This is a genomic window from Shewanella morhuae (assembly GCF_900156405.1).
GTDB classification, from domain to species: Bacteria; Pseudomonadota; Gammaproteobacteria; order Enterobacterales; family Shewanellaceae; genus Shewanella; species Shewanella morhuae.
In genome coordinates this window covers 95,766-107,240 of record NZ_FTNN01000013.1, presented here as the reverse complement: position 1 = coordinate 107,240, position 11,475 = coordinate 95,766, and the positions used below count along the sequence as shown (strand labels likewise).

The window sequence follows — 11,475 nt, the reverse complement described above, 5'->3', positions numbered from 1 at the left end:
CAAGCGAAGGATGAGGAAATAATGAGATCTTCTGCCGCGATAAAAATGCCATTAATAGCTTCAGGTTTAATTAAGTCTATTATTGGTTTCGCACTGGTATTTGGAGTTTTGCCGTCAAGTTTTGCGGCAAATAGATTAATAGATGTCAAATATCATGCGTTGGTTGACCACCAATTGGAGCTAGAGTTAGTCTTTGAAGATGAAGCCATTGCACCCGTAATTGACTCCCACGCCTCACCAGCAGAGTTGGTACTTACTTTTGATAACAGCATTTCGAGCTTAGCTAAGGATCGTTTACCCATTAATCAGGTTGGGGTTAATGACATTACTACAGAGCAACAAGATACGCAGTTAAAAGTGACGTTAGGTTTATCCAAGGTGAAACCTTATCAAGGTGCTGTTATTGGTAATACTTATCGTCTCACCATTAATGATGAAGTCGTCGGCACTCAAACTCAGGCAGAAAACCCATTTGTTAATAGTATTAAAAATATTGATTTTCGCCGTAATGACAATGGCGGTGGTGAGTTATTAATCTATTTAAATAATCGTTCGGTCGCTGCAAACGTTGAGCAAGTCGGTGCTAAACTCGAGGTGAAACTCTATAACACGGACATTAATAACGACCTGTTATATGTGATGGATGTGAAAGACTTTTCAACACCGGTAAAAAGCTTTGAGACATATAAAGAAGGCTTAACTGCACGTATTTTAGTCGATATTACTGGTGAGTATGAATTTAGCTATAAGCAAGAGGACAATTTATTCAGGCTTTCAATGAATAAAGTTGTGAGAGCTGCCACTAAGAAAGATGTTAAAATATACAATGGTCGTACTTTGTCGCTAAATTTTCAAAATATTCCAGTACGTACCGTATTGCAGATTATTGCTGACTATAACAACTTTAACTTAGTCACCAGTGACACAGTGGAAGGTAATATTACTTTAAGATTAGATGATGTGCCTTGGGATCAAGCGCTAGACCTGATTCTTAAAACCAAGGGCTTGGATAAGCGTATCGAAGGTAACATCTTAATGGTGGCGCCTAGTGAAGAGTTAGCAATCCGCGAGAGTCAAAACCTTAAGAATAAGCAAGACGTTAAAGAATTAGCACCGCTATATTCTGAATATTTACAAATTAACTATGCCAAAGCCGTCGATATCGCTGAGTTACTTAAAAGTGCCGACTCGAGTCTACTGTCACCGCGAGGTTCTGTCGCCGTCGATGAACGTACTAACACCGTGTTGATAAAAGATACTGCAGAAACGATTGAAAATATCCATCGATTAGTCGAAGTGCTTGATATCCCTATACGCCAAGTGTTGATTGAATCGCGCATGGTAACGGTGAAAGATGACGTTTCAGAAGACTTAGGTATTCGTTGGGGCGTAACCGATCAACAGGGTAGTAAAGGAACTTCAGGGACTTTGGAAGGGGCGCAAAATATTGCTAATGGCATTATTCCCACACCAGATCAACGCTTAAACGTTAACTTACCTGCGGCAGTGACTAATCCTGCAAGTATCGCTTTCCACGTGGCTAAGCTTGCTGACGGCACTATTCTTGATCTAGAGCTGAGTGCACTTGAGCAAGAAAACAAAGGTGAAATTATTGCCAGCCCTCGTATTACCACGTCTAACCAGAAGTCGGCTTATATTGAGCAAGGTGTTGAGATCCCTTATGTCGAGTCAACGTCAAGCGGTGCAACTTCGGTTACCTTCAAGAAAGCCGTGCTATCGCTGCGAGTCACACCGCAAATTACCCCTGATAATCGTGTTATTTTAGATCTCGAAATTACGCAAGATTCTCAAGGGAAGACGGTCGATACACCAACGGGTCCTGCGGTTGCAATTGATACCCAGCGAATCGGTACTCAAGTGCTGGTAGATAATGGTGAGACCATCGTCCTTGGCGGTATTTATCAACAAAACCTGATCAGCCGTGTGAGTAAAGTACCTATTCTGGGTGATATTCCATTAGTCGGTTTCCTGTTTCGCAATACTACTGATAAAAATGAGCGTCAAGAGCTGCTTATTTTTGTCACCCCCAAAATAGTTGGGGAAAAGATCTAAGCACTTGCTATGTATTGAATAAAGCCAGCAATAGATGCTGGCTTTATTCTTGAAGTTATACAATTCTTTGCATAAATAGCGCACATGACTTGCCATAGTAGACCCTAAACTGAGATAATCCACGGTCTAGTCTCATAAGAGCAAGGTAACATATAGGTCGGCTTGATATTAAGTCGATATAGGCATACTTTTCAATAAGATTCCGACGTACAAGAAATGGCTGAAAAACGTAATATTTTTCTGGTAGGCCCTATGGGCGCAGGTAAAAGCACAATTGGTCGTCATCTGGCGCAAATGCTGCATTTAGAATTCCACGATTCAGATCAAGAGATTGAACAACGCACGGGCGCTGATATTGCTTGGGTGTTTGACGTCGAAGGTGAAGAAGGCTTCCGTGTTCGTGAAGCTCAGGTTATTGCTGATTTGTCTGAAAAACAAGGTATCGTCCTTGCCACCGGTGGTGGTTCAGTACAAAGCAAAGATATCCGTAATCATCTGTCTGCACGTGGCATTGTGGTTTATCTGGAAACGACTATCGACAAACAGGTTGCTCGTACTCAAAGAGACAAGCGACGCCCATTATTGCAAGTGGATGATCCTCGAGAAGTGTTGGAGAATCTTGCAGAGATCCGTAATCCATTGTACGAAGAAATTGCTGATGTGATTGTCAAAACCGATGATCAAAGCGCGAAGATTGTCGCCAATCAAATCATTGAGCAATTAGGTTTTTAGGTAGACTTTATGAAGCAAATTCAGGTTGATTTAGGTGTACGTAGTTATCCCATTTATATTGGCCAGAATTTGATGAGTGATGGCGAGACCTTGTCTCGCTACCTGCTTAAAAAACGTATTCTTATCGTCACCAATGAAACTGTCGCGCCTTTGTATCTTAAACAGGTACAAGAGACGATGGCTTCGTTTGGTGAAGTAGAGAGTGTTATCCTCCCCGACGGCGAACAATTCAAAAACTTAGCGCATCTAGATACTATCTTCACTGCATTGCTGCAGCAAAACTATGGTCGAGATTCTGTGCTGGTGGCTTTGGGTGGCGGCGTGATTGGTGATATGACCGGCTTTGCAGCGGCATGTTACCAGCGTGGGATCGATTTTATTCAAATTCCGACAACCTTATTGTCGCAAGTAGATTCTTCGGTTGGCGGTAAAACTGCTGTAAATCATCCGCTTGGTAAAAACATGATAGGGGCTTTTTATCAGCCACAAATCGTGCTTATCGATATCCAATGTTTACATACGTTACCTGCACGCGAATTTTCAGCGGGAATGGCGGAAGTCATTAAGTATGGAATCATGTGGGATGCTGATTTTTTTCAATGGCTTGAAAATAATGTAACGGCACTAAAAACGTTAGATACTGAAGCATTAATTTATGCTATTTCTCGTTGCTGTGAAATTAAAGCTGATGTGGTTAGCCAAGATGAAACTGAGCAGGGAGTACGTGCTTTATTGAATCTGGGTCATACCTTTGGTCATGCGATTGAAGCAGAAATGGGCTACGGTAATTGGTTGCATGGTGAAGCGGTATCAGCTGGCACAGTTCTTGCTGCTCAAACAGCTAAGACGCTGGGGCTTATCGACGAGTCAATAGTTTGTCGTATCATACAGTTATTGCAAGCTTTTGATCTTCCAGTGAGAGCGCCGAAATCGATGGATTTCGACAGTTTCATTCAACATATGCGACGCGATAAAAAAGTATTAAGCGGTCAGATTCGACTGGTGCTTCCAACGGCAATAGGTAGTGCGGATGTTTTTAGCCAAGTCACTGAATCGACTCTTGAGCAGGTTATTCGCAGCGCATAAAAATTGTGTGGTGAGCGAGTGACATTTCAAGGTTCTGTCTTACTTCCTTCTCAGGAAGCCATCATACAAAGAATGCATCATATTGCCAGCTATAGTGATCAGTTACTGGTGCTTTCTGGTGTCAGCGGTTCAGGTAAAACCACTTTAGTCACTGGATTAACGACTGATTTTGATGAGTCCAATGCGGCATTCGTGATTTGTCCTATGCATGCCGATAACGCTGAGATCCGGCGTAAAATTTTGGTTCAGCTAATTTCATCGCCCATTTTTGATGATGATATTCCACTAGCCGATACTCTGTTGCGGCTTGCCAGCACGCAAACTAAACCCTTACACATCATTATCGATGATGCGCATTTATTGCCAAAATCCCTGTGGGCTGAGTGCATCATCCTCAATCAAATTCAGTGTGCGGGTAAGAATATTGCGGTGACGCTTACGGTGCCACCAAGTTTTCTAGCTGACTTATTACCACAATTACCTGAGCAATTACGGCGACAAATATTACCCATCAGTATTGAGCCACTGAGCATGCCTGAACGTGAGGCACTGTATCAAACTTTACTGAGATATAGCGATGAAAACCCTTTTACCCCAAGGGAAATCGTACGCAGTCAGCTTGAAAAACAAACGGGGACGCCACAGGAAGTGGTCACTTTGTTAGAAAAAGCCCTGCATCATCCGCCGGAGAAAGTTTCTTCCTGGAAGCAATATAAGACGATAATTATTGCCGCAGTGAGTGTGTTATTGGCCCTTGCTATATGGCTTGGTGTGACTCAGCCTTTCTCTAAACGGCCTGCGCTAGAAACAGTGACTTTTCCGGCAATAGATTCACCCGCGTTTTTATCTTTTGGGCAGCAAGTGTTAGCGCCCTATTTTACCCTGCGAGCTGAGCGACTAAAGAAGGCTGAGATTGAGAAGGTTCTCAATATAGCTGAAGTAAAAGCAGACCAAGTTGTTGATCCTCTGAGCCAGTTCCACGGTGAAGCACCCAATGCAGAGCCTGATGCTGCAGCCCTCACACACATTGGCGAAGTGAGCAGTAAGTCTTTTACTGAGAATAAACCGGTTGAAGACTCTGCGCCGCCAGCAAAAATAACTGATGTTCAGCCTTTAACTTCGGGGGCAGAAAAGGTTAGCAGACGGATATCTAAAGCTGTTTTTGATACGAAAAAACCAACAAAAGGTTACACCATACAGATTGCGAGCGTCACTCAGATTGATACTTTGCGCACTACATTAAATAGTATTGGTAATGTCGAAGGCGTTCGGATTGCTAGATATAAACAACGTTGGGTGATCCTCGTCGGCAACTATAGCAACAGTAAATTAGCGTCAAATGCGGCAACTCAACTGGTTAAAACGTATCACCTCGACCAGCCTTGGGTTCGAAAGTGGGCCGATTTGAAAGATTATCGATTACAAGAAAGCCTCCCAAGTCGTGAAATTTCAGAATAAACAGAGTACAATCATGACCTTTATTTTTGTCGGCATTCATCAAGTTAAATGATAAAAAAACACAGAGCCTTCCTCAAGTGGGCAGGCGGTAAATTTAAATTGGTGGATGAGTTGGCCAATTATTTACCCACCGGAGACCGTTTAGTTGAGCCATTTGTGGGTGCAGGATCGGTTTTTTTAAATACTAATTACGCTAACTATTTACTCTGTGACATTAATCAAGACTTGATCGAGCTATACCAAATTGTGAAGCATCAACCAGAAGTTTACATTGCCGCAGCGAAGGCTTTGTTTGTGGATTCGATGAATCAAAAAGAAGCTTACTACCAAGTACGGAGCGATTTTAATCAATGTCGCGATCCCTTCCAGCGCTCCGTGTATTTTCTCTATTTAAATCGTCATGGTTTTAATGGTCTATGTCGTTATAACCGTAAAGGCGGCTTCAACGTACCTTTTGGCTCCTATAAAAAACCTTATTTTCCTGAAAAAGAAATTTGGGCTTTTTCTGAAAAAGCTCAACGTGCCGAGTTTAAATGCATTGGTTACGAAAAAGCTTTTGAGCAGACGCGCAGTGGCGATGTTGTTTATTGCGATCCGCCTTATGCGCCATTATCGACAACGTCCAGTTTTACGACTTATGTCGGCGCGGGTTTTAGCTTAGATGATCAAGCATTGCTGGCGCGTCATTCTCGTCATACCGCTTTAGAGCGTGGTATTCCAGTATTGATCAGCAATCATGATATTCCATTAACCCGTGAATTATATCGTGGTGCCCACTTAGCTAAAATTCAGGTACAGCGTAATATTAGCCAAAATGGCAGTGGTCGTCATAAGGTGGATGAATTGATGGCATTGTATGATGAGAATTATGATCCTAAAGAGGATTAGTTACGGCAGATTAATGCGGTTAGTTAAGCACTTGTCCTACGAGGAACATTAGGCTCGCGACTAAGATAATAGCCAGCACAATACCCATGATGATGTAAGGTATTGGCGACCCAGCTTGAAAATCTTTCTGGCGATTGTTGTGAGTTTGCACACCGAAAAAGGCGGCAAGGGTACTGTGAAATACTCGCCAAAGACGGTTAAGCATTAATAGGCAAGATGTGAGGTAGTGGGTTTAAGATCATCCATCGGTTTATCCTGATGACCCTGTAATAACTCAAGTAGATCAACGAAGTGGAACTGACTCGAACGGTTTTTACCGGTAAACCATGTTTTCCAGCTTAAGGTTTGTGCTTGATCGGTGCAGCGATTATTGGGATGACTACTAGGTAGAGTCGTGTTGTAACGTGTCCCAGGGTTACAAGCGCAAGAGGCTGTTTCGGTATTTTCGGTGATTTTTTCAACACCAAAGGCTAATGTTGCCACCACCGCGACAGTAAAGGCTAGCATCATCGATGATTTAAATGTCACTGACTTAACATAGTGTAAAAGTTGACTAAAACGCCCATTCATAACATTTCCTTTCAAATTACCAGTTACTGCGCCTCGAGTATAACAAACTCGTTTAGTTTATGAACAAAAATTTAGCAATACTCTCTAAATCGCGATGGAAAATTAGCCTGTATAACCTAATAGAGATCACAATCGACTCCCACCGTTACAAAAAATGCAGTATTGCTTATATTGCGATAACGTATCAATTACTCGAAATGTGGCTTTAGCTATAGAGGCTTAGCTTAGCTCAGGGTAAAATAAAGTACTTTTATTCAAATAGCAGCGAGTGCCCTATGCGTCCATTCTTGATCGCTCCATCGATTTTATCTGCCGATTTTGCCCGTTTAGGTGATGATGTAAAAGCCGTGTTAGATGCGGGAACTGACGTAGTGCATTTTGATGTGATGGATAACCACTATGTTCCTAACTTAACGATTGGCCCTATGGTGTGCCAAGCGTTACGTAATTACGGTATTACCGCTGATATTGACGTGCATTTAATGGTGAAACCAGTTGACCGTATCGTGCCTGATTTTGCTAAAGCCGGAGCCTCTATTATTACTTTCCATCCAGAAGCCTCCGAACACGTTGATCGTACTTTACAGTTGATTAAAGAGTGCGGCTGTAAAGCGGGTCTGGTGTTTAATCCTGCGACTCCGCTACATTACCTCGATCATGTGATGGATAAGCTTGATGTTATTTTGTTGATGTCAGTCAATCCAGGTTTTGGTGGGCAATCTTTTATCCCATCAACATTAGATAAATTACGCCAAGTGCGGGCGCGCATTGATGCTAGTGGTTTTGATATTCGCTTAGAAGTCGATGGCGGCGTTAAAGTTGATAACATTGCCGAAATTGCTGCCGCTGGTGCTGATATGTTTGTCGCGGGTTCGGCTATTTTTAGTCAGCCTGATTACAAAACCGTAGTAGATGAAATGCGCGCTGAACTTGCTAAAGTCGGGGCGTAAATATGTGGGATCAAATTAAAGCGATTGCATTTGATCTTGATGGCACGCTGATTGATAGCGTGCCCGATCTAGCTGTGGCAACTCAAGCGACCTTGGCAGAGTTGGGGTTAAGTAGTTGCACAGAAGCTCAGGTACGGACGTGGGTGGGGAATGGCGCAGAAATGTTAATGCGCCGTGCTATGACTCATGCCTTGGGATTGGATGTTGAGCAAACCGCTCTCGATGCTGCGATGCCAACTTTTATGCATCATTACCAAGAGAATCTTGAAAAGCACAGTGTGCTTTATGCTGATGTACACTCAGTACTACAAACTTTGTTCGATGCTGGTTATAAGCTGGCGGTGGTGACGAACAAGCCCTACCGTTTTACCTTACCGTTACTTAATGCCTTTGGTATTAACGACTTTTTCAGTTTAGTGTTAGGTGGCGATACACTCGCTAAAATGAAACCTGATCCTTTACCGCTGCAGCATGTATTACGTGAATGGCAATTAGAGAAAAGTCAGTTATTGATGGTAGGTGACTCTAGAAATGATATTTTAGCCGCGAAAGCGGCGGGGATAGCATCAATCGGCTTGACCTATGGCTACAACTACGGTGAAGATATTGGGCTCAGCGGCCCAGACGCCGTATGTGAGCAGTTTAGCGACATTTTGAACTGGGTAAATCCTGCTAAGCAATAAGTGTTGACCCGTTTTTAGTCTTTTTTAGTGCCTTTTTCTTTATCATTTATACAATAGTGGAGCAATGACGTAATGACCAAACCCATAGTATTTAGCGGTGCGCAGCCGTCCGGCGAATTAACCATAGGTAACTACATGGGTGCATTGCGTCAATGGGTTGCGATGCAAGATAGTCATGACTGTCTGTATTGTGTGGTTGACTTGCATGCCATTACCGTACGCCAAGATCCTAAAGTACTGCGCGAGGCGTGTTTAGATACCTTAGCCCTTTATTTAGCCTGTGGAGTTGACCCTAAAAAAAGCACAGTATTTATTCAGTCACAGGTGCCGCAACACACTCAATTAGCTTGGGCATTAAACTGTTACACCCAAATGGGTGAGCTGAGCCGTATGACTCAATTTAAAGATAAGTCACAAAAGCACGCAAGTAACATTAACGTGGGTTTGTTTGACTATCCGGTACTGATGGCGGCAGATATTTTACTTTATCAAGCCAACGAAATCCCCGTAGGTCAAGATCAAAAGCAACACCTTGAGTTAACCCGTGATATCGCCACTCGTTTCAATAATGCCTATGGTGATACTTTTACTATCCCTGAGCCATTTATTCCAGAGCATGGCGCTAAAGTGATGTCACTGCAGGAGCCGCTGAAAAAGATGTCGAAGTCAGACGAGAACCGTAACAATGTTATCGGCCTGTTGGAAGATCCTAAATCAGTGCTGAAGAAGCTGAAAAAAGCTATGACAGATAGCGAAGAGCCGCCAGTGGTACGTTTTGATGTGGGCAATAAGCCAGGAGTATCTAACCTACTCAGTTTAATGTCGGGTGTGACGGGCCAGAGTATTGCAAGTTTAGAAGCCGAATTTGAAGGCAAGATGTATGGCCATTTAAAAGGCGCCGCGGGCGAAGCGGTTGTGAGCATGTTAGAGCCACTGCAAGAGCGTTATCGCGCAATTCGTAGCGATAACGCTTACTTGGACCAAGTGATGAGGGCGGGGGCCGAAAATGCTCAAGCACGCGCTGAAGTGACACTGAAAAAAGTTTATGAAAAAATTGGTTTATTAATTTAATTTATATCAATTATTTAGCCGACGCCTGCGTCGGCTTTTTTATGCTCAAAAATTCCCTTAGGCCTGTGATTTAAGCCAAGAGGAAAAGGCTGCAATTGCAGGTTCCGATAAACGGCGCTGTTTACAAAAGAAAGTAAATTCAAATCCGGTATGTACATCGGGGAGATTTAAGGCGACTAAACGTCCGGTGGCGATATCGCCAGTCACCATAAAATCTGGCGCTAGAGCTAAACCTTGGCCTGCAATCGCAGCTTCAATTGCCATCACAATATGGCTAAACACATGTTGTTGTTCATTATCAAGTGGGATTTGATGTGCTGATGACCATTTGTGCCAGTCGAGCCCTAACGGCCCTTCATCGACAACGAGCAGGGCTTGCTGCTGAAAATTATTCAGATTAATGTCACGCCATTTAAGGTAAAAGCTTGGGCTGCACACAGGAATTAGTCGTTCTTTATGCAGTAACTGTTGCCAATAACCGCGTTGATTAAGTTTACCGGCGATAAAGATATCTGCCGTGCTGGTGCTGAGGTCCGGATCTTGGGTAATCATTTCGAGGCGGATTTTCACGCTCGGATATTGGCGACGAAAATCGGCCAGTCGTGGGATCAGCCATTTCACCGAGAATGAGCTATAAACGGCTAGGCAGAGCTGTTGATTGTGCGTATCGGCAACCTTAAAATTAAGGTCGCTTAATTCATTGAATATCCGTTCTAACTCTAGAAATAATCCGTGTCCCTTAGGGGTTAGCTGGAGCTTACGTCCCTGGCGGTTGAGCAGCTGCTCGCCAAAATATTCTTCTAATACTCGCACTTGGTGCGAAACGGCGCTTTGAGTAATACATAACTCATCGGCGGCCTTAGAAAAATGCTGTTGTCTGGCGGCGGCCTCAAACACTTGTAGTGCACGCAGTGGTGGTAGCTTTCTCATTATTTTCAATATCTAAAGGCTTTAGTATGAATCTAATTCATCTAGCATGAGAAAGCATCACTTTAGCTTAAGTCTTGCGAGCTTTATTATGCGGCCATTGAGATTTATGGATGTTAAATAATGCAGCGCCCAGTCGTGATCGGTTTAATTTTATTGATAGTGGGTAATCTATTTAGTGCCTTCTATGATGTGTCGATCAAGTGGTTACCAAGCGATACCAGTGCTTCGACTTTTCTCCTTGTGAGACAGATTTCCTCAGTATTTATGTTGTTACCAGTGTGGCTATATTCACAGCGGCCGATGACGACACATATTTCAGTTCACCTTTGGCGTGCCAACATAGGCTCAGTTGGCGCGCTTTTTTTAATTATTGGTTTAATGGCTTTGCCGCTAGCAACCGTGAGTTCGTTATTTTACTCGGCACCTTTAATGATCATCTTAATGGGGTATTTTTTCCTGAGGGAGCGGATCACCACCGCTCAAACTATCTGTACTGGCTTAGGTTTTGTGGGTATTTTGATTATCCTGCGTCCGAGCGAAATGAACTGGTATGGCGTTGCGGTATTATTTTCTGCTTTTACTTTTGCGGTAAACCAGTTAGCCCTAAAAAAGGTTCCTCATACCGAGCATCCCGTATTAACACTAATGCTATATAACTTGCTGGGTATTCCGGCAACGTTAGTGATTGTGGCATTTCAAGGCGTTGCGGGTTTAAGTTGGGAGCTGGTGGGCGTGGCTTTATTGAGCAATGTCTTTTTACTCATATACCATTGGTTGTGCGTACTGGCTTATCGTAAGGCACAGGCCAGCGATATCGCTATTGCTGAATATACGGGTTTATTATTTATCGTATTTTTAGGCTGGCTGTTATTTGATGAATGGTTGGATAACTTAAGTTGGCTCGGCGCGGCTTTAATTGTATTACCTTCGTTATTTTTACCTTGGCTAGGCTCACTTTTTTTAAAGTCGCCACCTAAAGTATTAACCTCGGTACCTAAAGTGGCAGATACCATTACGCTAAAATCATGACTAGC

Annotated in this window: 12 protein-coding genes; 9 read left to right on the top strand and 3 right to left on the bottom strand. The window is 43.1% G+C overall.

Annotation, left to right across the window (positions count from 1 at the left end; genetic code table 11):
• The first annotated feature begins 21 nt into the window (after positions 1-21).
• From BW947_RS14740 to BW947_RS14720, 5 genes are all read left to right on the top strand, one after another.
• Positions 22-2,073, top strand: a complete 2,052-nt coding sequence (locus BW947_RS14740) for a type IV pilus secretin PilQ (protein WP_076500831.1) — start codon at positions 22-24, stop codon at positions 2,071-2,073.
• A gap of 216 nt (positions 2,074-2,289) precedes the next feature.
• Complete coding sequence (gene aroK, locus BW947_RS14735) at positions 2,290-2,805, top strand: shikimate kinase AroK (RefSeq protein ID WP_076500830.1); 516 nt, start codon at positions 2,290-2,292, stop codon at positions 2,803-2,805.
• Between the two features lie 9 nt (positions 2,806-2,814).
• Positions 2,815-3,891: a 3-dehydroquinate synthase gene (gene aroB, locus BW947_RS14730; protein ID WP_076500829.1), complete on the top strand. Its 1,077-nt coding sequence runs from the start codon at positions 2,815-2,817 to the stop codon at positions 3,889-3,891.
• A gap of 18 nt (positions 3,892-3,909) precedes the next feature.
• On the top strand, positions 3,910-5,349 hold the full coding sequence (locus BW947_RS14725; protein WP_076500828.1) for an AAA family ATPase: 1,440 nt from the start codon (positions 3,910-3,912) through the stop codon (positions 5,347-5,349).
• Positions 5,350-5,397: 48 nt separating this feature from the next.
• On the top strand, positions 5,398-6,237 hold the full coding sequence (locus BW947_RS14720) for a Dam family site-specific DNA-(adenine-N6)-methyltransferase (protein WP_076500827.1): 840 nt from the start codon (positions 5,398-5,400) through the stop codon (positions 6,235-6,237).
• A 19-nt stretch (positions 6,238-6,256) separates the two neighbouring features.
• Here the strand turns inward: BW947_RS14720 and BW947_RS14715 are convergent, their stop codons facing one another.
• Together BW947_RS14715 and BW947_RS14710 are read right to left on the bottom strand one after the other, a co-directional pair.
• Positions 6,257-6,442: a DUF2970 domain-containing protein gene (locus BW947_RS14715; protein WP_076500826.1), complete on the bottom strand. Its 186-nt coding sequence runs from the start codon at positions 6,440-6,442 to the stop codon at positions 6,257-6,259.
• The gene (locus BW947_RS14710) at positions 6,442-6,807 is read right to left on the bottom strand and encodes a hypothetical protein (RefSeq protein ID WP_076500825.1); all 366 of its coding nucleotides are present in this window, start codon (positions 6,805-6,807) and stop codon (positions 6,442-6,444) included. The genes BW947_RS14715 and BW947_RS14710 overlap by 1 nt, the downstream gene beginning before the upstream one ends.
• A 275-nt stretch (positions 6,808-7,082) precedes the next feature.
• Between BW947_RS14710 and rpe the strand changes: the two genes are divergently transcribed.
• From rpe to trpS, 3 genes are all read left to right on the top strand, one after another.
• Positions 7,083-7,757: a ribulose-phosphate 3-epimerase gene (gene rpe / locus BW947_RS14705; RefSeq protein ID WP_076500824.1), complete on the top strand. Its 675-nt coding sequence runs from the start codon at positions 7,083-7,085 to the stop codon at positions 7,755-7,757.
• 2 nt (positions 7,758-7,759) lie between these two features.
• Entirely contained in the window at positions 7,760-8,440 is a 681-nt protein-coding gene (locus BW947_RS14700; RefSeq protein WP_076500823.1) for a phosphoglycolate phosphatase, read from the top strand.
• A gap of 72 nt (positions 8,441-8,512) precedes the next feature.
• On the top strand, positions 8,513-9,511 hold the full coding sequence (gene trpS, locus BW947_RS14695; protein WP_076500821.1) for a tryptophan--tRNA ligase: 999 nt from the start codon (positions 8,513-8,515) through the stop codon (positions 9,509-9,511).
• 57 nt (positions 9,512-9,568) lie between these two features.
• Here trpS and BW947_RS14690 read toward each other — a convergent pair whose 3' ends face one another.
• Positions 9,569-10,441 carry a LysR substrate-binding domain-containing protein gene (locus BW947_RS14690; protein ID WP_076500819.1) on the bottom strand — a complete coding sequence of 291 codons (873 nt, stop codon included), beginning with the start codon at positions 10,439-10,441 and terminating at the stop codon, positions 9,569-9,571.
• Positions 10,442-10,561: 120 nt separating this feature from the next.
• Here BW947_RS14690 and BW947_RS14685 point away from each other — a divergent pair, with 120 nt between their 5' ends.
• Positions 10,562-11,470, top strand: coding sequence for a DMT family transporter (locus BW947_RS14685; RefSeq protein WP_076500817.1), 909 nt, complete (start codon positions 10,562-10,564; stop codon positions 11,468-11,470).
• The last annotated feature ends 5 nt before the right edge of the window (positions 11,471-11,475 follow it).